The organism is Dictyobacter aurantiacus, assembly GCF_003967515.1.
Taxonomy (GTDB): Bacteria; Chloroflexota; Ktedonobacteria; order Ktedonobacterales; family Ktedonobacteraceae; genus Dictyobacter; species Dictyobacter aurantiacus.
The window spans coordinates 1771829-1794048 of sequence record NZ_BIFQ01000002.1; the positions used below are offsets into that span (position 1 = coordinate 1771829).

At 47.7% G+C, this 22220-nt stretch carries 13 protein-coding genes, 1 pseudogene and 2 CRISPR repeat arrays; of the genes and pseudogenes, 3 read left to right on the plus strand and 11 right to left on the minus strand.

Annotated features, from left to right (window positions below; all coding sequences use genetic code 11):
* Position 1: 1 nt before the first annotated feature.
* The 9 genes from csx19 to KTT_RS31935 all read right to left on the minus strand — a co-directional run bounded on the left by csx19 (position 2) and on the right by KTT_RS31935 (position 8391).
* Complete coding sequence (csx19, locus tag KTT_RS31895; protein ID WP_126601699.1) at positions 2 to 631, minus strand: type III-D CRISPR-associated protein Csx19; 630 nt, start codon at positions 629 to 631, stop codon at positions 2 to 4.
* 7 nt (positions 632 to 638) lie between these two features.
* Positions 639 to 1670, minus strand: coding sequence for a type III CRISPR-associated RAMP protein Csx7 (gene csx7 / locus KTT_RS31900; RefSeq protein ID WP_126601700.1), 1032 nt, complete (start codon positions 1668 to 1670; stop codon positions 639 to 641).
* 22 nt (positions 1671 to 1692) lie between these two features.
* Positions 1693 to 2580, minus strand: coding sequence for a type III CRISPR-associated RAMP protein Csx7 (csx7, locus tag KTT_RS31905; protein ID WP_126601701.1), 888 nt, complete (start codon positions 2578 to 2580; stop codon positions 1693 to 1695).
* 29 nt (positions 2581 to 2609) lie between these two features.
* A complete protein-coding gene (locus tag KTT_RS31910) occupies positions 2610 to 3128 on the minus strand; it encodes a hypothetical protein (protein WP_126601702.1) in 519 nt (172 codons plus the stop codon).
* A complete protein-coding gene (locus KTT_RS31915) occupies positions 3129 to 3647 on the minus strand; it encodes a hypothetical protein (protein WP_126601703.1) in 519 nt (172 codons plus the stop codon).
* Positions 3638 to 4927, minus strand: a complete 1290-nt coding sequence (locus KTT_RS31920; RefSeq protein WP_126601704.1) for an RAMP superfamily CRISPR-associated protein — start codon at positions 4925 to 4927, stop codon at positions 3638 to 3640. Before KTT_RS31920 ends, KTT_RS31915 begins: the two co-directional genes overlap by 10 nt.
* A complete protein-coding gene (locus KTT_RS31925) occupies positions 4924 to 5688 on the minus strand; it encodes an RAMP superfamily CRISPR-associated protein (RefSeq protein ID WP_126601705.1) in 765 nt (254 codons plus the stop codon). Before KTT_RS31925 ends, KTT_RS31920 begins: the two co-directional genes overlap by 4 nt.
* Positions 5678 to 7504 carry a Cas10/Cmr2 second palm domain-containing protein gene (locus KTT_RS31930; RefSeq protein ID WP_126601706.1) on the minus strand — a complete coding sequence of 609 codons (1827 nt, stop codon included), beginning with the start codon at positions 7502 to 7504 and terminating at the stop codon, positions 5678 to 5680. The genes KTT_RS31925 and KTT_RS31930 overlap by 11 nt, the downstream gene beginning before the upstream one ends.
* A 461-nt stretch (positions 7505 to 7965) precedes the next feature.
* Positions 7966 to 8391 (minus strand): hypothetical protein, encoded by a 426-nt coding sequence (locus KTT_RS31935; RefSeq protein WP_126601707.1) that lies wholly within the window; start codon positions 8389 to 8391, stop codon positions 7966 to 7968.
* A gap of 483 nt (positions 8392 to 8874) precedes the next feature.
* Here KTT_RS31935 and cas6 point away from each other — a divergent pair, with 483 nt between their 5' ends.
* On the plus strand, positions 8875 to 9840 hold the full coding sequence (gene cas6 / locus KTT_RS31940) for a CRISPR system precrRNA processing endoribonuclease RAMP protein Cas6 (RefSeq protein WP_126601708.1): 966 nt from the start codon (positions 8875 to 8877) through the stop codon (positions 9838 to 9840).
* Between the two features lie 245 nt (positions 9841 to 10085).
* A CRISPR array of direct repeats spans positions 10086 to 11806; the repeat unit is 37 nt; unit sequence GTCGCAGAGGAGTTAGCATCCCGATAGGGATTGAAAC.
* A gap of 329 nt (positions 11807 to 12135) precedes the next feature.
* Here the strand turns inward: cas6 and KTT_RS31945 are convergent.
* A complete protein-coding gene (locus tag KTT_RS31945; RefSeq protein ID WP_126601709.1) occupies positions 12136 to 13542 on the minus strand; it encodes a toll/interleukin-1 receptor domain-containing protein in 1407 nt (468 codons plus the stop codon).
* Positions 13543 to 13957: 415 nt separating this feature from the next.
* Here KTT_RS31945 and KTT_RS31950 point away from each other — a divergent pair, with 415 nt between their 5' ends.
* Both KTT_RS31950 and KTT_RS31955 read left to right on the plus strand, forming a co-directional pair.
* Complete coding sequence (locus KTT_RS31950; protein ID WP_126601710.1) at positions 13958 to 14929, plus strand: DUF488 domain-containing protein; 972 nt, start codon at positions 13958 to 13960, stop codon at positions 14927 to 14929.
* A gap of 65 nt (positions 14930 to 14994) precedes the next feature.
* Positions 14995 to 15861 (plus strand): annotated as a pseudogene (locus KTT_RS31955) (DUF8757 domain-containing protein).
* Positions 15862 to 16203: 342 nt separating this feature from the next.
* Positions 16204 to 17995: direct repeats of the CRISPR family, unit length 37 nt; unit sequence GCTGCAGAGGGGTAAGTATCTCGGTAGAGATTGAAAC.
* 1572 nt (positions 17996 to 19567) lie between these two features.
* Here the strand turns inward: KTT_RS31955 and KTT_RS37580 are convergent.
* Positions 19568 to 22162, minus strand: a complete 2595-nt coding sequence (locus KTT_RS37580; protein ID WP_160146282.1) for a LuxR C-terminal-related transcriptional regulator — start codon at positions 22160 to 22162, stop codon at positions 19568 to 19570.
* Positions 22163 to 22220: the final 58 nt, after the last annotated feature.

Sequence of the window (22220 nt, forward strand, 5' to 3'; positions counted from 1 at the left end):
TTCATGCTCCCTTATTGATGGATGTGTCTGTCATGGCTTGTAGCGTTTGGAACCTGTAGGCATAGAGACATCCACTTTCTCTATCCACATATTCTGTTGCATGTATTCTCACACGCTCTCCAGGTTTTTCATCCGCTGACACCTGGAGCGGATAGTGGAGAAGGCGAGGAATGCGTGCTTCGGCATAGGTGATGTGGTTCTCTGGTGTTGCGAGCTGTTTGGGATCTTCACCGAGCCTTTTGCCGAACAAAACATACTCTTTGGGGACATTCTTTAGTTTCTTCTCCCTCATCAGGTTTGCGAACTCTGGTTGCAGTGTACAGCTATGGTGTTCAAGCACGTCGGTATAGTGGTCACTACCAAGATAGAGAAGCTGAAATTCGTCCGCATTCTGTTGTTCCCAACGTAGCTCACCCTCGAAATGAAAAATGCGCCCGGTCGTATATCTGGTAAATGGAAGGGAGGGGATGTACCAGTTAAAGAGGAGCAGATCCTTGCGCTCGGCGTCGTCAATGAGGCGATCAGGCAATTGTTCACCGAGAAAGCGTGCGTGTGGTGGAAAGCCGCAATCCATAATGAGTTGTGTGAGCTGCCGGTCTGAGAGCGTTCCTGTGTATAATACCTCCACCATGTGTTGTTTACCTCCTTCCTTTGATCCCGTTCACACTGCTTTGGATGTGTGCGAAGCTATTGTCTGGCCAATTCTGGATGCGACTCACAAACTCGTCGATAGTGGCCTGACGTAACGCGTTCAGGTTTTGATCCTGAAATACGCGTTGAAGCCGGATACCATTGGGGCGTCGCTCCAGTGGTTGCTCCAGATTAATCATGTCATCCTTCCAGGTCCCATAGCTGCCATCTTCAAGCCAGCGGCCAAGTCCCCAGAGTTCGTTGTCTGGTTCTTTGTCGTTACGTATGGTGCTGGTGATGAATCCGCCGGGTTGATGGTGCTGACCGTTGGGACTGATCTCGGCCGTTACACTTCCTAAGCCTCGTGAGCGGCCTGATCCGATACGAATCAGTTCTTCTTCCAGATCCTGGAGCACCACAAACAGCATTCCTAGTTGCCAGATCTCGAAATTGCGCAGGTGGATCTTTGTTTCGAAGACCACACCACTACTGACAACCTCTAGCTCAAATTTTGCGCTATGGCTGGCTCCGCCCGTGAAACGATCAATTCCGACGCCGTCGCGTTGCTCGGTGATGCCGTCAGAGACCAGGTAGGCATCTCCAATGGCGATGCGACCAATAAATCCTGTGGAACCAAATAAGCGGCAGGTGGGACAGGAATGCTCATACACAAAGTCTGTTTCGGCCTCAATTTTCGCGCGCATGTCTTTATCTTTCGCTAGGTCTGTGAGCGCCTGACTGCACGAATCCCGGTAATCTTTTCGGCGTTGTGCCAGATCAGCTTCTTTTTCATCATGTCCGGAGAAGGGGTAGCAGACAACACGAGGTTTGAGGCTACACACAATCTTCTCAATATGGCTACGGAAAACGCCTTTGAGTGAACTGCCGGGAATGAAAATTTCTGGTTTACCATTGCGATAAGTGCGGACTGGGGTCATGTCGGGACCACTGATGGTGGCGCTACCCGACTTGATCAGGAGCGGACCGGTGGTGGTGATGCGCAGGATACAAGACGCTTCGTTGACCAGTTTTTTTAACATTGCACGCTTCCTTTAATGTAAGCTATCTAGCGTTATTGTCAGCGAAAAGAGTGTCGATCTGATCATGGACAAATGTCGGTCCATCCAGTGGCTCCGGTAAAATCTTGAGCAAGTGATTTTTGAGACGAAGACTGCGCTCTTTTTGATCTCCACTTGCTAAATCGATGCAGGTGACTTTGAAATCTTCTAATATGCAGGCACCCAGGCCACGGGAACGTTTGCCACCAATTACTCCGTAGCCATTCACAAATTCGCTCAGTCCGATACTTATCAACTGCAGATCTTTTGGTGACGCATTTTCCAGGGTGATGTTCATTGAAAATGAGGTGGTAGCGGGCACCACGTCGAAGTCATACTTGAGGCGGTCACGCGCTTTTTCACTATCGCGATCAATGGCAACGCCATCTCTGTGTTGGATCAGGCCATCGAACCAGGTCATATCTGCAAGGTAGAGGTCCTGGATACTCATGAGTGAGGCGCTAAAGGGTGAGCCAAAGAGTTGACAGGTATGGCACAACTCTTTCCGCGCCTGGGTAAAAATGTTTTTATCATTTGGGGCATTACGATATCGCTGTGCAAATTCACGTTGGCGCAAGGAGGAACAAACCCATTTCTGCTGTTGCTGGGCCGCCAGTTGTTCTTCGTCGCTGAGTTCGACTAATCCACAGCTTGAGAGTTCCGCACTCTCTGGGAGTGCTGGAACAATCTTCTCGGTAGTGCTCCTGAGCGATCCTTTGAAGCTGGATCCTGGAATAAATGGCTGGCCTTCTGGCGTCAAGATAACAGGGCTATCACTGCCGCTTAGCGTGAGGCGGCCGCCTCCGATGTGAAATGCGGTCTGCATCACCAGGCGTCCGGTAAAAATATAGCGATTGCTCAATGTATAGCGTCTGGATGTTTCTTCTGCCATGGCTATCCTCTATCTCTTTGTTTCTTGCTTTATCTTGTTTGTCTCTCTTTAGAATTGGTTGGAGTATTTTGACGTGGTGATTGCGTCGGGCGTTTTGGATAAGGGGTGGCGTGTTGCCCTTTTTTTTCTTGCACAAGCACATTGTTTTCGGCAATGAGATGTTGTAGGAATTCGCGTACAATGAATACCATGAGCATGTCAACTTGCTGGCGCAACACCTGTGGTGGTGCTTGCTCATCTACCAGGTGAAACTCACGCCGTAGCCGCTGTGATCTCATGGCTATAAAGATTTTTTCCAGTTCGGTATAGAATACTTTGATGTTTCTTTGCCTGGGCGTCCAATCACGATCGCGTTGATGTATGATAAAGGTCTCGATTTGCGTGTAACTAGAATTGCCCGTAATATTGAGGAGACCTCGTACCTGGCTGGGCGGAAGTGGATCATAGCCCTCGCTTTTGACCAGGCGGTGAATAAACGCTACCGCTTCCCGATAAATCGTCGTATCGCTGATATCCCAGATCTTTTGCATTTGTTCTGGCGAGAGCATCTAGTCTCCTTTCATTTTCTGAGGGAACATACTCTCCTTTTCCTCTTGAGAGAGGTTAGCGCTAAACTCGTACTGCACAACCATTTGCTGGATAAATTGACGGATCAGAAGTAAATAGACATGACGGTAGAGATGCCGGCCCTCGTCTGTATCGCTCTGAATAGCGAGCTTATTACAGATCGTATTGTGTTTCTTTTCCAGGTCCTTCGAAAGAATATTGAGTAGTCTTACCCCGAAAATCTCCTGGCTATGTTGGGAGTGGGGTCTGCGCCAGTAATCGTAGCGGGCGGTTTGTCGTTTAATATAATCAAAGATGTCCGATGTTTTGAAGGCGCTGGCCGCGACATTCTCCAGGTTGGTGAGTTGCGAGCGATGACGATTCGTGATGACGGCTGCGGCATGTTCGCCGAGTTTATAGCTTTCTGGATAGAATTGCTCTGCTGCATCCTGCACCTCGATCGTGATTTTCAGTGCGAGGTGCGCGTTTTTCCGGCTGGCTCCCTGCTTACTTATAGCCATGTGACCTCCTGATGAAATGCATCCGAGATGCATATGCGTCCAAACCCTTCGATTGTTCTTTTGCCGATCCCTTGCTCTTCTAGCTGGTAGAGTGCTGGTAGAAGTTTTGTGCGTTGTGCATGGGGGCATTTAAAGAGAAAGACCGAGCCTGTTTCAATGGCGTATTCATTTGTCCTGGGTGTTCCCCATAACTCTTGCCAGCCAGTGATGCGTTGTACCTGTGCCTGGTGGTAGACGTGCTGAATACCATGGATGGGGGTTTTTGCTTGTTTGTACAGCAGATCCTCAAGTATCCGTGCATTAATCGTACCGTGATAACGAAACAGGGCATCAGTGAGGATGGTTGGGGAATGCAACGTAAGTGCAAAATAATACTGATCCTCAATCTGTGAAAGCTGCGTTTGATATTTGCGAGCTTCTTGCTGGAGCATGCTATTAAAGGTATCCAGACGTTGTTGGAACGCAGCAAATGTATCCGTCTCTCTGGATTGGTTTTCTGTGATGAGGAATACTTTGCCCATACCACGTGTGCGACCAGTGCCCAGGCGCATCAGACCACCTTTTGCGATCCTCTCTAAAAAGTCCTCCAGGAGCGTGCTTACTGTTTCATCCGTGACTTTGATGAGCCCCCAGAATTGCGTCCCCTCATCAAACACTTGCCGGTTATAGAGGATTCCTTCCTCGATGGTGCCAGAGAAGCGGTTAATGCCAGTATGTGTTTGCAGGTGATATTTGCCTTCGGATGCCAGCAGTTGTTTATCATTGATGCGTCTGTAATAGGCCTCATATCTATTGGTTGGCTCGCCACATCGTTGATGATTATGCTCAAATGCACATGTTTGGCTTGCTTCCAGTATGGTTAGCGCGGTAACCTTATCTTTCTCGGGCCACTCAGTAAAGAGTGTATGGTCAATCAGCGTATCTCGTACTCCATGGCTTTCGTTATTTTGATCGGATGGATAGAGAAAGCCTTTTTGTCGTTTACAGGCGATTGCCGTCTTTGGTGTCGGATAGATAGGCAGGTTTTTATTGATGTCTGGTAGTTTCTGATTTTTCTTATAAGAGGCGAGATAGAGATTGGGAAAACGGACCGCACCACTCAAAAAGAGGCGTTCAAAGTTATGTGCATCGCCGGGATTCAGAAGTTTATAGGTGGTGGCCAGGCTCCCAAGCACAGTGGAGCCAGGAATATAACTGGTCGTCCCGGCTCCACTGGAGGCATGATCTGAGCGAATGGAGAGTGGTGATTGGGCAATCACCCGGATGGAAAGATATTTCATGAGCGTGTTCCCCCACTGACAGTAAGTTGATCGAGATGCTCCAGCCAGGTTGCCCAGTGTTCTCTGGTATAGGTTTCTTTGTCGTTGATGGTGATATGCTCCACTTCATTGGTGCACACACCCTTGCCTGTCGATTTGTTGCCACCCAGCCGTTCAATCATCAGAAGTCCTGCCAGAAGTAGCAGGAGTTCCTGGCTGACATGTGGTAAGTTCGGGATGTCTGTATGCTGTATCCAACCGGTGATGGTTCCTTCAAAGGAGAGTGCCCGGCGTCCAAATTCGCTGGTGTAGAGCGCTCCCTGTACCGCAGTTCGCGTTAATCGATCGAGTCGCACCTGTGTATATATTTCTGTCTGGATGTGTTTGTATTTTCCGCCGGCCTCACGTTTGTCTGTGCTTTCATAGAGCTTTCTATCGGCATCTGACTGCTGGGCGTTGTCAAAAAAGAGCAAGCCCGGATGGTTCGCTGAGCCAAAGATATGGGTAATCAGCGTTTTCGTGTCGGGGTTGTACAGGTCAATCAACGCGTTCTCTTGATCATGCGGACTGGCGATCCGCTCGTTGTTTGGTTCGAGTAGGCGACAGATCTGTTCACAGTGTTCACGTACTACCCCTTTGAGCGTTGCGCCAGGTACATAGAGATAGCCCTGTGGATCGCGACGTACACTACGATCAATCAGTCCTTCGCGCAGGCCCGTTCCAAAGTGAAAGGGAGTTACAAACGTCAGCCGATACGTGAGTTCAAGTCTATCATTGCTCATAGCCAACCTGCTCTCTCTTGTCGCGTGCTACAAAATCATAGAGTTCCACAAAATCCAGCAGTGCTGTGCGATAGACCGATTGTGTGTCTAAAAACCATGGAAATACCAGACGTGGCAAACCCGCCAGTGGATTATTTGGATCGGCAGGAGCATGCTGATAGAATGTTCCGTAGCGACGAAGGTAAGTGAGAATATGTTTTCGTTGTATCTCATTCCAGTTGCGCAAGACGGCGATACTTTCACTTACAGAGGTCGTTGTATTCATATGCAAAATAGACTCGCGCAATTGATGCAGCTTGGTACGGCCGAGGCGCAAATGCTGACCTTCTTTAATTGCTTTCAGTAAATTGTCCAGGTCCCGTGGCGAATACGGCCGGAGAGTAGCGTGAAATTCCTGATTGGTATCTTCGTCTCTTCGATCGGCTTTATCTTCAGGTTTTTTGATGTAGGGATCATTGGCATTGATCTGCATACCACCGTTGACAATTCTGAAGCTGATGCGTGTGTCATCAAAATCTATTCCCGCTTGTTTGTTTCTGTCGCTGCGAGCTTTAGCGGCTTCTTTCTTCGCGTCCTTGAGGATGTTTTCTACCAATCCCAGCATCAAGCGAAATGGATACTTGATTGGTGCCATGACAACGCCAATAGATAAGCTATACTGATCGTTTCCAAGCTCTCGGAATTCAGGCGTCTCTTGACAGATTTGTGTCATGATGGACCGAAATTCTTGCCCTATGGTGAGCGCTACCTCCATCGCTTTCGCCGCATCGGTAAGCATCACGATATCATCGCCACCCAGGAGAAAGATATCAAAGGGAAAACGCGTAATCTTGCCCTCTACGATAGACTCATCCTGTATATCGTCAGCGGCTTCGTCTGCAGCGATCTGGACGATTGGCAGATGTTGTTTGATGGCCCTGCTCATAGCTTGATGGATGGCGCGATCCACTCCTTTGGCAAATTGCTCGTAGACTCCAAGCCTGGTTAATCGCGTAACTTTTGCTCCCATGTTGTTGGCATCGGCATAAATTAACCCAATGTACTCCTTTGCTTCAACTAGAGGTCGGAAAGCATGAAAGTCACTGGGACGCTGCGGAACAAATCGTGAGCCGAACGGGAAAAAATCATAACTGGCTTCCTGCAAGTAGTAGCTAATGCGCTTCCACAATTCCTGATGGAGAATATTGTCCTCTGTATACTGTTTGAAATTATGTACGTAGTCAGCAGCTTTTTGAAATTGTGCTTTAATTCTATGATCTTCTTCCTGCTTTTCTCGGCAACTTTGGCAGTAATACAGATCTTCCGGCTCATTTTTTTCTGCCCCTTTCTCCGCTGCATACCTGATCCCACAAGCATCGCATGGACGCATCAACGGGTGCGAGGGAAGTACAACCGTATCCGCAGGGCTGCCTTTTTTGAAGTCCATCTGGACTTGAATCAGCTTAAAATAGTCTGCTAGATCTATCCTCTTGAGTGCATTAATAGTATCAGGAAGATTGGCTGGGAGATCTTGCAGCGCATAGGTAATAGAAGCACCACCACGGGTTTCTTCAGAGAATTTTTTTTGTATCCGCTGGCCGAAATCCTCAGCTACTGTATGGGCATTATCGGCGCTGACAACAAAGAGTCCTTGCCCACCATTGGTATAGATAGGGATGATCTCCGCATCTTTAACTTGCTTGGCTTCTGTGCGCATCATTTCACGATTTAACTTATCTAGCAGTGCGCTCGCCCCCCGAATTTCCTTTAGTCGATCGGTACCGAAGACATAGCCCTTGATCCTATCGGCATCGAACGCTACGAGTGTCTTTTGCACGAATCTATTGCCTCCAGGCTTTTAATGTTATGCGAGTGATCATTTTTGTAACTTACTAAGTATAGCATGTTTGGCGTTTATTGCACTCATAAATAGTTATGAATAATTTTAAAAGCATTTATATTTTTTTATTCAAGCGCAATATCCACACAAAACAGAAAGCATCTACAAAATAGTTGTAGATGCTTTCTGTTTTGTGCCCTACGCAAGCCCTAATACGGGAAATCTAAGGACATTGAGCACAAAGAAAGGACATAGTTCATCAGAAGATGAATTCGTTTCAATCTCATTTAAAGATAGTATCCCAAAAAGAATACTTATGCCTAAATTATAGCACAGTTGTTTCAAGTTAACCACAAAGGTAATATACCCATAGACTACATTGCCAACACAATGATAGAAGAAGGCAAATAACCTCATTTGCCTTCTTCTATCATTGTGTTGTGTGTTAAAACGGCATTCTATCGATTTTTTACTCTATCGATGAATTTCTCTGCTATACTAAGCGTTTGCTCACATAATTTTGCAGCTATGTGCGTTTTAGGACACACAATAAAAAAACAGGTTGTTATTAAGACTATTGAAGCAGCCAGCGCACAGAGACTGAATGCAATTGAGTTGCTATCAGAATGCAGAATAACTTCTGAGAAAAGAAGTGATATAACTCCTAAAATGATGAGTTTATCAATCTTTTCTAAGTAACCGCTATGGTAGTTACTCATTTGTCTTTTGGATTTTCTTTTCAAATGTAACTGTCGTGTTGCTTTAATGCTGGCTTGCTTCTGGAGAAGTATCGAATTTTGTGATGGACTATCTTCTAACTTTGCTGCTTCATTTGAGATCTTAGAAGAGACCTCAGGGACACAGACTTGGCTTTTTTTGAGCATTGCACAAACTCCATTTTATGCTTCCTGACATCGAATTCCTCTGATCCTAATAGTAACGCGCTAAATGTTTGAATAGTAAAAGAGGTATCTTGATTGACAAGGGATGCAGATAAGCTTTTCTTCTTATCAGGATTGAATGAGCTTAAAGGTATGATTATAATTTAGCATATTTATATTCGCAATTCAAGCTTAGATGACCTAAGTTCTTTTTGTTCAAGAGATGTATTTAAGGCCGATTATTGTAGATGAACGTATACCATTTTATGCTTTCTAAGCAGAGTTACTTAAAATTCACTACTGTTTAGTTTGGTTGTCGATTTTTTAGATAGTTTTTTCATGGGTAATCAAGTATTCTAGAGAAGAGTTATCACTTAGGCTGATCTATTAGGCTAATTGCATAGTTGTGCTATCAACTGCCTATTTGTGAGAAGGACACTATTGTATTATTTCATGTAGACATTGGAAAAGAGAAAAAAGTAATTTATGGAGATTGCAAGAATTAATGATGCACCATCCCGATTATATGCTGTGCAGCTAAAGCTGCGTCCGCTTGAAAGCGGGACTTTGATGCCTTTCTCTGGCGAACTGGTGCATGGCGCCTGGCTCAGTTGGGTAAGGAGTTACGCACCCGATGTGGCAACCTGGCTTCATGATGGTAATCGACGACGCCTCTTTACCTGCTCTAGCCTTCAATTTCCTATTCCGTCTCGACGAATGCGTGAAGCCGAACGGGAGAATATTCACCTGCCTGTGAATCCTACTAAATCATATATTATTCGCCTTACTTTGCTACTCGGGGATCTTTTTCCGCTCTTCTACGATTCCCTTATGCAATTCAATAATGCTGACCTGCAAGTTCCCTTCATCAAGCTTGGCAAGCGTACGTTTTTGTTGGAAGAAGTATTGCTCAATAATGATGATGCCACTGGTTGGACTGGTTTTACCTCCTTTATTGATCTTGCCGCATCCATTCAACAAGGCTCTATCCGACCACGGCAGGATTGCTTTACTCTCGACTTTGCGTCGCTTACGACGTTTAACCGTAGTAGCCGCAGTCCGAATGGAGAACAAAGCAACTATTACGCACGCCTTCCTTTACCCATCTATGTCTTTCCGGGTTTAGCTCGACGCTGGCAAGAGCTTGCCCCTCCCGAACTTGCTGAGCTTGTTCAACGTGACCAGATTGAACGATACATTCAAGAGGATGGTCTGGTCATTGAAGACTATGATCTCATGCCACACAGTGTTCGCTTTGTCAATCACCCTCAACGAGGATTTGTCGGTCGTTGTACTTATCGCTTCCGAGGGAATACTCTAGCCATAGGCTCATCATCCTTAAATATCCAACAACAAATTCTCTTACTCGCCAGACTTGCCTTCTATACTGGAGTGGGTTATAAACCAGCGATGGGTATGGGTCAATGTCGCTATCTAGTCAACTCGTTCTAAATGAAAAATTGTTGGCGCTATGAAAAACATCTTTGCGAGGCACGCAGTGGTGAAAATGCTAAGCTCGCTGCCTCGCAAAAAGCAGATAAGTTCTTCAATAGGCTTCTCAAGCCCTTGTAAAGGACAACTAACTCGTGTATAGTCTCTTTATGAGCAGCAAAAATTACTGTGTGAAACTTGGATTGTACCGCTGCCTCGCAAAAACTATTTTTTGCCCGCTTTCCAGGCGCAGCGAGGCAGCCGCAGTCGCAGAGGAGTTAGCATCCCGATAGGGATTGAAACAAGCATCTCTTTATCACGCAAGAGGATGAAGAGAAGTCGCAGAGGAGTTAGCATCCCGATAGGGATTGAAACTTAGGCACGATTTTTAGCGGCGCAAATCAGATAGACGTCGCAGAGGAGTTAGCATCCCGATAGGGATTGAAACGTGAATAACTGCTCCTGAATGGGGAAGCCCTTCATCATGTCGCAGAGGAGTTAGCATCCCGATAGGGATTGAAACACAGAATTGTCGGGGGAAAGGCCAGATGGAGCCAAGTCGCAGAGGAGTTAGCATCCCGATAGGGATTGAAACCTCAAAAGAGGATGAGGTGGTTATAGATCCATTTCGTCGCAGAGGAGTTAGCATCCCGATAGGGATTGAAACAAAGCAGTATCGAATTGAGGCACATGCGTCTTATAGGTCGCAGAGGAGTTAGCATCCCGATAGGGATTGAAACTCTCCGTCGATCCTTGCGTAGCGCCTAAATGATTGCGTCGCAGAGGAGTTAGCATCCCGATAGGGATTGAAACAATGACTTGGATCATCATACGGGTATGGAGAATCGTCGTCGCAGAGGAGTTAGCATCCCGATAGGGATTGAAACCTATCAACTGGCAACACGCAAGGCGTACACCGCCGATGTCGCAGAGGAGTTAGCATCCCGATAGGGATTGAAACTCGGGCATCAAGGACCGCATAGAGTCAGCCATCGATGTCGCAGAGGAGTTAGCATCCCGATAGGGATTGAAACGGAGCTGGTCGAGCAGGAGGAACGCCAACCAGGTGAGTCGCAGAGGAGTTAGCATCCCGATAGGGATTGAAACGATGCTAAATCCTCAATGCTACGCTCTCTCTCGCGTCGTCGCAGAGGAGTTAGCATCCCGATAGGGATTGAAACAACTCGACAAATCAACTCTGCCACGGCATCTTTAACGTCGCAGAGGAGTTAGCATCCCGATAGGGATTGAAACTTTGTTTTTCTTTGTCACCGTTGCTCCTATGTCACCGTCGCAGAGGAGTTAGCATCCCGATAGGGATTGAAACATTTTGACATCGAACGCCAGAGGCCAATAATTTTTGTCGCAGAGGAGTTAGCATCCCGATAGGGATTGAAACACCATCTGATCTTGGCAAAAGTAGCGGGGGCGTAGGTCGCAGAGGAGTTAGCATCCCGATAGGGATTGAAACTGCTATCCGAGCTCCAGCACCATCACTACGGCACGTACACGTCGCAGAGGAGTTAGCATCCCGATAGGGATTGAAACTACCAAACAGACCGTGAGAACATGGAATGCTTTTTGGTCGCAGAGGAGTTAGCATCCCGATAGGGATTGAAACTTCGAGATATGCGTCCCCCCGCGATTAAATGCCGTAGTCGCAGAGGAGTTAGCATCCCGATAGGGATTGAAACTTTGAAATCTCGCTATGCCATTTAGAGGCACGTGCGGTCGCAGAGGAGTTAGCATCCCGATAGGGATTGAAACTCTCTTTCTGACTGTTTGTCATGGGGAACAGCTCTCTGTCGCAGAGGAGTTAGCATCCCGATAGGGATTGAAACGATGAAGCGTGCTGTGTCCCATGCGAATGAAAGACCGTCGCAGAGGAGTTAGCATCCCGATAGGGATTGAAACTGCGTCTCTTCTTCATTGGTCGAGCGGGTAAAGGGTGTCGCAGAGGAGTTAGCATCCCGATAGGGATTGAAACATGACATCAATTGAGGCTAATGCTGGGAGCATAACAGTCGCAGAGAAGCTAGTATTCCAGTAGGGATTGAAGTCCTAATGTGCCACTGAATCTGGATATACTGAGGGTGTATTGCAGAGGGAAGAGGATTCCAATAGAGATTGGAATATGTGAGAAATATGGATATAAGGAGTATCTATAACAGTCGCAACTAATCTAAACAAGCGGGAAGCTTGTAACATTGAAAATTAGTCATATTAAGATCAGTTAGCCTGGCTGTTTTCTCTTCCTTATTAGCACTGTTTGATTTGGAATTTCTATTAATCTCTTCATGGGTAACAGTTGTATTTTTATTGAGCATGGTTTTCTTTGAGCATTAAAGAAACATCGTATTCGTCTTCATAAATCAATGGAACATTATTTTGTACGCATTTTTGAAATGCTGTAACCTCCTCCTGGGAAAGGAGCATGTAGCGTCCACGGCTGACTCGTTTGAATAAGGGTTTGGTGATCCAATAAGCGTTTTTTTGGTATCGCTTTCTTACATCTGAGAAGCGTGAACGCATATTGATGCAATGATAATTTACCGTTGCATCGAAGCTGGCATGGGTAGATCCTTTGCTGATGCCAGGGTTAGAATTCATATATTCATCGTATAAGTTTGCTAAGGATACTGATTGTTTATCAGCACTAATTTTGAAGGCAGCCTCGACAATGAGGTCGATCATATTGCGATCACTGTTCTTTTGTGGAAGGGGCTGTTTATATTCTTCAGTTAGTTGTTCTGAAGGAGTTATGACAGGTAAATTTGCAGCTTCTAGATAGGCGTTGGTAAGAATGTCAAATAAGTTCTGATCGATCTTGTGTAGATAATTTCCTTGCCCAACTTCTCCATAGTGTTGTTCAATGAGCCTCAGGTGCAGGGGTGCGCGATGGACAAAAACACTTCTCCAGAACTGCAACGAAAGAGTGCCATTGACGTTGTAAATACTTATTAAGCCAGCCATATCGTCGCGGAGCCGAGGGAGAAGTGTGAGCCGATGCGATTTTCCATGATATGTTTGGAGCTTTACTGGTGCAACCTTCTCAAGGTTACGTGCCCAGTCACAAATGTATACAAACAGATCTCGTGTAACAGCAGGTACAGTGTCAATCGCTGCAGCGAAATCCTCGATCCCGTCTACTACATATCCTTTTTCTTGCGTCTGTGGATCCGAGAATTGCTTTAGATCGTTGGCTGTAGAAGAACTACCAACCTTTTTGTTTGTGATGATTGGCTGGGATTGAATGAGTTTAGAGGCTCTGGTATCAATGGCCTGGCGGATGTCCTGCGTAATATAGAAAAATGCTTCATCCTGGTTTTTCCAGAGTGTGACGGGAGTGTTATCGCGTGGAAGCATCTGGAGATGACTAAATGGTGCGCCAGTAATGTCAACCGGCCTGAGCAAGATGGGAAGCACAGTCGCAGAATCCGCTTCATGACGGTGCATGGCTTGCTGCATTTCGTGACTATAGCAATAATCAGAGGAAATAAAGTCTGAACTAATGAGGAGCAGAACGACGTCAGCTTTTCTAAAATAGGTATCAATGGCGTGCTGTCTGTTGACTCCTGCTACAATTTCGTACTCATGCCATGTCTCTATCACCTTCTGGCGTTTCAAGCTACTCAAATGGCGATCCAGGTCATCTCTGAGTTTTTTATCTTCACGTGCATAGCAAAAAAAGACATGGAGAGGGTGCTGTAATTCTACATTCATACCTGATCTCTCGGCTTTATAAATTTATTGTTGTCAACGATCATAGCATATTGAGCATGATAAGTAAATGTGGCTCTATGAGTAATTATATTCTAAATATTTATTTGGTGAGGCAAAGTCTTTGCCCTGTTTATTTTGCATACTATATGATCTGAGCATAAGCATATTGTATTGTATGGTTTCTATATCAATATTGGCTTTAGCTGTTGTAGGGATTTTCATAAAAGAGCGATTGAGACGTTTCTATTCACCTCTCTATGCCATTTTCCTCATAGACAATTGAGATCATATGTTCTAATATATATGGGGTAATACTTTTGGCTGTTGTGAACTGCGTTAATAGACTGTATTGCTTCTTTGCTGGCGTTGATCGTTTATAGTGGGTGGAGAGATCTGCGTTCAGGCGAGGAGTTGTATGATGTTTTACCGACGAAAGATATTATTAGCCCTTCTTGAGGCCTTTGGTGGCTCGTTAGATATCCTGGATTGCCAGGAACTTTTGCTCTTGTTGTGTTGGCGTAGAGGGAAACATTACTATGATTTTTTTCCTCATTCCACCGGGAACAAGAGTTTTATTCTGGCGCAAGATCACCACAGGCTTATTGATCTTGGTTTGTTGGCAGCGCAGGAAAATTTTCAATTAGCCGCTGATGGGTCACATATAGATCAGTTACAGGCAACAGATCGTGCCGTTTTATATGCATTAGTTGCAGAGATTGGAGAGTTGAGTGGTGAAGCTCTCCTGCATAAAGTTGTTTTAGAAATTCCTCACTATTTTTCACGTAGTTCACATGTGAAATCCCTGTTTCCTGACCAGGAATACGAGCTCTTCTCTGCCTGTTGGAATCAATCTCAGGAACCCACATTCTTCACTATTGGTTATGAAGGGTTATCTATCGACGCGTATCTTGATCTGCTGATTTCCAACAATGTGGCTGCCTTGATTGATGTACGGAAAAACCCTCTCTCGATGAAATATGGTTTCTCAAAAAAAAGGCTTGCGTACTTTCTAAGCGAAGCAGATATAACCTATATGCACGTTTCAGAACTCGGTATTCCTTCCAATCTTCGACATGATCTACAGGATGAAACTGACTATCGCCAACTCTTTGATTTTTATTCTACGCATATCTTGCCTGCACAATTAGATTATCTCATCTGGCTCAAACAGATTGCTAAGGACTATAAACGTGTCGCAATCACCTGTTTTGAAGCTCATCATTTGTGTTGTCACCGTCATAGAATTGCAGCATATCTAATTAAGGAACCCGATTTTCAAATGCCAATTATTCATCTGCGTGACGAGAGTGCATGCACTGTTAATCAAGAGAGCAAAAATACTCACAATGGACTTTTGGGTATAAATACATTATATTCATCTTTATAATGTATTCTCCGCTAGTTCATTGGGGGTGCAACGTGTATCTACCGGAAGAGATACCCGGTGCGAACGTGTTAATCACCGTAAAAACGTACCCTTTACCTTCGAGTAAGTATGATGAATTAGTATGTACGGCGGGTTTTCTTTCTGATGGGAAATGGATCCGCATCTATCCTATCCCGTTTAGAGCCCTCCCATATGGGAACCAATATTCTAAATATCATTGGGTTACGGTAGATCTGGTACGCCATAGAAAAGATTTCCGCCAGGAGAGCTATCGTCCCAAGCATGATATTGAGAGTCTGCAGGTCGGTGAGAAGATCGACACTGGCAAAAATCGTGACTGGCAAGAACGAAAGAAGTATGTCCTGAACGAAGTTTTTACTTCTATGGAAGAGATCATCAGACTGGCAAAGAGTGATGCGAACAAATCCCTGGCAACACTCAAACCTCGTCAGATTGAAGACCTGATTATTGAACCAGACGAACGCGAATGGAAACAGGAGTGGAGGGATCAGCTACTCCAATACAACCTGTTTGATTTAGATGAGCAGGGCCAGGGGAAAACGCGCAAGATTGTTCGCAAGCTTCCCTATAAGTACTTTTACAAATTTACCTCTGATGGAGACACCGGACCTCACAGACTCATGATTGAGGATTGGGAATTGGGAGCCTTATATTGACGATGCTACGACAAATATAATCACGATGAGAAAAAGGCAAACACTCTTGTCCGTAAAAAATACCTTGATGAATTTCGGACAAAGGATATCTACTTTTTCCTGGGAACAACACAACAATACCATAAAATTGCTCCCAATCCATTTATCATTATCGGCTTATTTGTGCCTCCCAAACCTCATAATAGTGTTCTGGAAAACATCCCATCGAGCACACTGCGAACGGATGGAATACAGCAACAGCGTCTGTTTGACTAACTCATGACATTGGTTTGCATTTTGAGTTTGATCAAGGTGGGTGGCAAATCAATGCTGTCCATAGGCTAACATGACTAACTGATTGTTCAATACAATAATACAGAGGTATGTATTCTGATAAAAGCATTGTTGCGAGGCACGCAGCGGTGAAAATGCTGATCTCGCTGCCTCGCAACAATGCGCTGTAGCTCTAAAATGGCTTCTCAGGCTCTTGTAAACAGAGTCATTCTCATGTATAGTTGATATATTGGAGGCATATGAAGTACCCTGATGGCACGAAATACGTCGTGCCTCGCAAAACACTGATTCTGCCTTCTCCTCAGGCGGCACGAAGCAGCCGCCGCTGCAGAGGGGTAAGTATCTCGGTAGAGATTGAAACGTGTGTGTGCGTGTGTGTGGAGGGTTGTAGTACCTCCGCTGCAGAGGGGTAAGTATCTCGGTAGAGATTGAAACTGTCAAACGGATGCGCGCCCATATTGATGAGCCACGCTGCAGAGGGGTAAGTATCTCGGTAGAGATTGAAACATCACGCTCACACTCACCCAGGCATCGGGCTTTTTGCTGCAGAGGGGTAAGTATCTCGGTAGAGATTGAAACAAGAGCATTTTACGGGCCATGTGGTCCGCAGGAATTGGCTGCAGAGGGGTAAGTATCTCGGTAGAGATTGAAACTTTCTGCTACCAGCGCCATCGATGCGCCATCCTCCAGGCTGCAGAGGGGTAAGTATCTCGGTAGAGATTGAAACTGGGCGATCATGGCCAGCAGCAGTATCATGGCTACGCTGCAGAGGGGTAAGTATCTCGGTAGAGATTGAAACGCGTTGAACACCGGGTTCACCCTGGGAAAGGTAGAAGCTGCAGAGGGGTAAGTATCTCGGTAGAGATTGAAACGCGTTGAACACCGGGTTCACCCTGGGAAAGGTAGAAGCTGCAGAGGGGTAAGTATCTCGGTAGAGATTGAAACCGATAGATGAAGTTGCAATTTATAACTATGCACTAAGCTGCAGAGGGGTAAGTATCTCGGTAGAGATTGAAACGCCGATGCAGTACGGTGGGGCGCACGCCTGATTATGTGCTGCAGAGGGGTAAGTATCTCGGTAGAGATTGAAACCGCTTCATTGCTTCTGTCGGGATATTCGATAGTTTGGGCTGCAGAGGGGTAAGTATCTCGGTAGAGATTGAAACGAAAGAGGCAGTAGGCGAGCAAACCGATCGCGTTCATCGCTGCAGAGGGGTAAGTATCTCGGTAGAGATTGAAACGTCAAGCTTATGTTTCCACTGATGATATTGAGTCCGGGCTGCAGAGGGGTAAGTATCTCGGTAGAGATTGAAACTCCTTCTGGCGTTTTGGGGCTCAGGATTCCTCGGGCGCTGCAGAGGGGTAAGTATCTCGGTAGAGATTGAAACTTCATTCCGGGTGTCTCCTCTCCCATCGGTCTGCGTATGCTGCAGAGGGTAAAGTATCTCGGTAGAGATTGAAACACTTATCATAGTCCCTTACTCCGTGTAGTGGCTGCGCTGCAGAGGGGAAAGTATCTCGGTAGAGATTGAAACGATGCAAATGGAAAAGCAGTAATTAAGCTGCTTGTGCTGCAGAGGGGAAAGTATCTCGGTAGAGATTGAAACTCGGTGTGACAACTGATGGAGCTACAGGGGCCTCAGGCTGCAGAGGGGAAAGTATCTCGGTAGAGATTGAAACGTCGGTCACCTCGCGAGCGATCGTTTCCGTCTCATGGCTGCAGAGGGGTAAGTATCTCGGTAGAGATTGAAACTCAAAACTGCAATACTTAACCAACTCCACCGTTCCGCTGCAGAGGGGAAAGTATCTCGGTAGAGATTGAAACATTAACAAGCTGGCCAGTGAGAATAAACTACGCAAGGCTGCAGAGGGGAAAGTATCTCGGTAGAGATTGAAACATTTTATGTATGATCCAAACGCGTGCGACTACGATGCTGCAGAGGGGAAAGTATCTCGGTAGAGATTGAAACAGGCATCAGCATATGGGATAGACAAAGATGTGGTACGCTGCAGAGGGGAAAGTATCTCGGTAGAGATTGAAACTCATCAGTAATATGCTCGCCCAGTGGTCGGCGCGTGGCTGCAGAGGGGAAAGTATCTCGGTAGAGATTGAAACTCACCATCAATAGTGGCCTGTGCTCAGGCGTCTGAGAGGGCCGCGTGCCCTTGCATGACGCTGCCGTCGGTGAGAAAATTGGCGGTACTGCCATGATACCAGCAGCCAACAGGAGTTCGCTGCTCTTGGTGACAAGTTGAAGATGAACTTGATGGTTTCGTCATACCAGTGCAGGGTCGCAAATGCGTGCAGTCGAGAAGTGTTTTGTGTGCTCATTTCGTGTACCGTTCTATGCTATTTTTGTGGCGTTTTAGAAGCCTTTTGATGCCTAAACGCTGTTTTTGAAATTGGCTGTCAAGTTGGCTGTAATACGGTACACAGCACTTTTGAGAATGCCTCCTGAACCCTCTTCTCAGGCTCCTTTATTGGGTACCCTTTCGGCCCCCTGTTTGATACCAGTCTTACCAATCTCACTTCAACGGAGGGAACACAGAGGATGTCTTTTCTGGGATTTCAAGCTCAAACGTGCATGCGTACCGGCGCACCATGATACGTCTTCAATTGTCTTGTTCGGGGGATTTGGCTGTCAACCTGGTGGAGAAACCGCATTGGGTCTATGATGCTGTTATAGAAAAGATAGGTGAGTATTGCAATCGATGGTGTAAAAACTTGTGGGAAGGGATAGAAGCATATGCATCGCGATATCACCTATGAAAAGCAAGCGTTTTTTAGGATGCTGGAGAGTGCGGCAAGGTTTTTTGCGTGATAGTGTAAATTGGCTTCTATGGAAGACTTGCTGTTGGCACACTCTCCATTACATGCCAAAAGTCAAGGAACCATCCACACCTTTGGGCAACGCACTATCAATGTTAGTTGATACTGAACCAGTCACCGCAAAAATCTCGCTCAAACGAATCAAGCGTTTTAGAAGGGAATCAAGCCCAAACAGTATCCTGTCGGTCAATCAGAGATTGAGCGGGGCGGATGCTAGAGAAAGAATACTAGACAGCATGCCATCAACCGATCTCAGGAAACGGGATGTAATAACAGATAGTAAAAGGGAACGATTAGAGCTACTCCAGCGTCTCTCTGAGAAGAGACTATAGCGTTGAGGAATATACTAAAGGAGCCTACCTATGTCGCGCTTTACAGGTAGAAAAAAGGGTGCCAGGAGAGGAGCAGTCTCGACTCGGAGAGAGAGGCATGCTCGTCGCGGCTCAGGACTCGCTGCATAACTCCTCCCCGTTACAGCAGAAAAGAGCTGCCTATGGTTGGCAGGCAGAGGTAGTGAAATGAGTCTGCACTGCTCTAAAGATGTGCTTCAAGGGAGAGCGGCGAACGCGTTTTTCGCTGCGTGGCAAAGCGCGATGTTCCAGCGCTTCCTGAACCATCTGCTCGTGAACGATCTTGACGCCTTGAAAAGAGTATCCCCACATGTTGTCTTTCCTCCTTTTGGTCGAATGAGATGCCTCGATTTGTCGGATGCAATTGCTCATCGAAACGACCTTCACCGTTCATCGATGATGTCATAAGCATAGACAACACATGGTAGTAGTAGGATCACCCAAAAGGAGTACTCTCCTCTTGCAGACAGTGGTATTTTCTGGAGGTGGAACAGGAAGCCGAGCCTCGTTAGAGGAGCTTGAATCTCGTGGCCTGGGCGAGGGCCTGAGTGCGGCTGCTGACGCCCAGCTTGCCGTAGATATTGCGTGTGTGGACCTTGACAGTGTTGACGCTCAGTACCAGGCGTCGGGCAATCGCTTGATTACTCATCCCCCGGGCAATCAGGCCCAGGACTTCCAGTTCCCGCCCGCTCAGCGGTTCGAGTAACATCTGGTTCGTCTTCTTGCGGGGGGCCTCGTCCACTTGCCCCAGGATCGAGCGGATCGTTGTCTCCAGATCCTGGCCAGCACCGCGTTCCCAGGAGGCCCGGTATGTCTCCTCGTCCAGTTTGCCTCTCAGGTCGTTGCATAGGCGTGCGATGAGCGGCCAGTGATGTAGCCAGCCACTCGCCCAGCCTGGTTGGTGAAAAGCCAGCCCCAGCAGTTCGATCGCGGCTTCCCACATCTCCTCATGGGTGAGCGCGGCGGCTTCAAGCGCCAGACAGATCGTCGCAGGACCAGGATCACTACGTCGTCCTAAGCACTCGGGGTAGCTTCGCCGAGCTGCGGCATACTGGCCCAGTCCGCAGTCAGCGATCGCCTGCCCCCAATGAGCACTCAGTTCGTGGCGATCACCATAAAATGGCTCCTGCGCCAGCATCTGCTGTTTTCTGGCCAGCGTTGCGCCTTCCAGATAGGCTTCGTCCCTCACACACAGCAGCAACGCCAGGACTCCCTCCGAGAACATTTTGCTGTTGAGGTCGTTGGTCTTGTCCGCCAGGTCGCGCATCTCTTCGGCGAGCGCCCGCGCTTCTTCCAGTTCCCCTTTGAACAGCATCAATTCCGCCAAATCGAACAGCGCATGGAGCATGCCTTTCGTGTTGTCCATCTCACGCATCAACGCCAGTCCCTCTCGTGCATACCGCTCACAGGCGACGTAATCCAGTTGAGCAAGCATGACATCGGTCAGACTGAGGGTAATCCAGGCGATCCCATGGCGGTCTTCAATCTCGCGCCGCAGTTCGAGGCTTTGCGTGAGCAGCGCTTGACTCACCTGGACCTCTTCCTGAGCGGTTGTTGCTGCCTGCAAGGACAGCACTTCTGCCTGGTAGAACGGATCGCCGAGTGCTTCGTAGACGGCTGCACTCTCTTGAAAGAGTCTGCCTGCCCTGCTATCAGCATCTGGAGGGGTCTCATCCGCCTCCCACCTGGCGACCAGGCCCGAGACCATCAGACAGAAGCCTATCTCCGCCTGATCCTGCCGCGCCCGCGCCGCTGCCAGACAGTCATCAATCTCTGCGCGCAGAGGTCGTTCAATGCGCAGATTGTCCAGCACGATCAGGCGGATCAGCCGCGCCTGCAGGCGATGGAGGATCGCGCGTTGCTCGACGTCGGGAAAAGGGGGGAACTGCTCAACCGCTTCCTGGAACAGGGGAACGATGTCGTGTGCGCGTCCGGCATGGGCGACGAGGTGCAGGCTTTCGAGCGCTCCACCCAGCGCCACCACCTGCTTCTGGCGGACGGCCAGGTGCCAGGCGTGGCGCACATTTTCAAAATCAGCCGCAATGATGTCTAAAGCGGCGTCCTGGTGGTGTGCTTTGATGTTGTGCTCACATTGGGCAAGCAGTTTCAGATAATAGGCGAGATATCTCTGCTGGACCGCCTCCGTCTGGCCAGCCGCCTCCAGGTGTTCTGCGCCGTACTGTCGCAGCAGTTCATGAACCTCGTAGCGCCCCACCGCGTTCCTGCGCACCAGCGATTGGTCGATCAGTCTGGCCAGCGTCGAAAGCGATGCTCCTGCCACGCTTTCTGCGGCCTCGCGCGTCCATCCATCGCGAAAGACGGAGAGCTTCTGGAACACTTCGCGGTCCGTTTCAGATAGCAATTGCCAGGAGGAAGCGAACACGGAACGCATGTTGCGGTGGCGTTCTGGCCAGTTATGCGTACGGGTTGCCAGCAGATCCAGATTGCGTTGGATTTCCTGGGCAATGTCAGCCGGGCGCAGCGTCCCCAGCCAGCCAGCCGCCAGTTCAAGCGCGAGCGGCATCCCCTCGACCAATCGACAGATGTCTCTCACACCTTTCTCGTCATCAGCGAGAACGAAATCACGACGTATCCGGCGTGCACGTTCCACAAACACCTGCACGGCACTATATTCCTCTGCTGCATCTTCTGCGTGGGCTGCAGGATAGGTGAGACCCGTGATCGGTCTGACCCATTCTTCCTGGAGATTGAGCACTTCACGGGAGGTCGCGAGGATTTTCCAGGAGGTTGTGGCTGCCAGCAGGTCAGCGATGAGATCGACCCCTTCCAGCAGGTGCTCCATATTATCCAGTACGAGCAGGATCTGTTGCGCGTGTTTTTCACGGAGATACGCAAAGAATTGTTCACGTGGACTGCGGCTCTTCTGCTGAAAACAAAATGGTGTGGCTTCGGCAATGGCTGGCAGGAGATCATTGATGTGAGAGAGCCGCGTGAGCGACACCCAAAAGATGCCACCGGGGAAAAACGTTTGGTGGCGAGAAGCAATTTCCATCGCCAGGCGGGTTTTGCCGATGCCTCCAGGGCCGGTGAGCGTCAATAAGCGGCAGGATGGATCGGCAAGCAGAGCGCCGATCTCCGTCATATCCTGCGATCGACCAAGAAAAGGGGTGAGTGCAGGTGCAGCATCGTGCATATTCTGA

Coding starts and splice junctions, on each gene's coding strand:
- csx19 (WP_126601699.1), bottom strand. CDS start 631: ATGGTGGAGGTATTATACACAGGAACGCTCTCAGACCGGCAGCTCACA.
- csx7 (WP_126601700.1), bottom strand. CDS start 1,670: ATGTTAAAAAAACTGGTCAACGAAGCGTCTTGTATCCTGCGCATCACC.
- csx7 (WP_126601701.1), bottom strand. CDS start 2,580: ATGGCAGAAGAAACATCCAGACGCTATACATTGAGCAATCGCTATATT.
- KTT_RS31910 (WP_126601702.1), bottom strand. CDS start 3,128: ATGCTCTCGCCAGAACAAATGCAAAAGATCTGGGATATCAGCGATACG.
- KTT_RS31915 (WP_126601703.1), bottom strand. CDS start 3,647: ATGGCTATAAGTAAGCAGGGAGCCAGCCGGAAAAACGCGCACCTCGCA.
- KTT_RS31920 (WP_126601704.1), bottom strand. CDS start 4,927: ATGAAATATCTTTCCATCCGGGTGATTGCCCAATCACCACTCTCCATT.
- KTT_RS31925 (WP_126601705.1), bottom strand. CDS start 5,688: ATGAGCAATGATAGACTTGAACTCACGTATCGGCTGACGTTTGTAACT.
- KTT_RS31935 (WP_126601707.1), bottom strand. CDS start 8,391: ATGCTCAAAAAAAGCCAAGTCTGTGTCCCTGAGGTCTCTTCTAAGATC.
- cas6 (WP_126601708.1), top strand. CDS start 8,875: ATGGAGATTGCAAGAATTAATGATGCACCATCCCGATTATATGCTGTG.
- KTT_RS31945 (WP_126601709.1), bottom strand. CDS start 13,542: ATGAATGTAGAATTACAGCACCCTCTCCATGTCTTTTTTTGCTATGCA.
- KTT_RS31950 (WP_126601710.1), top strand. CDS start 13,958: ATGATGTTTTACCGACGAAAGATATTATTAGCCCTTCTTGAGGCCTTT.
- KTT_RS37580 (WP_160146282.1), bottom strand. CDS start 22,162: ATGACGGAGATCGGCGCTCTGCTTGCCGATCCATCCTGCCGCTTATTG.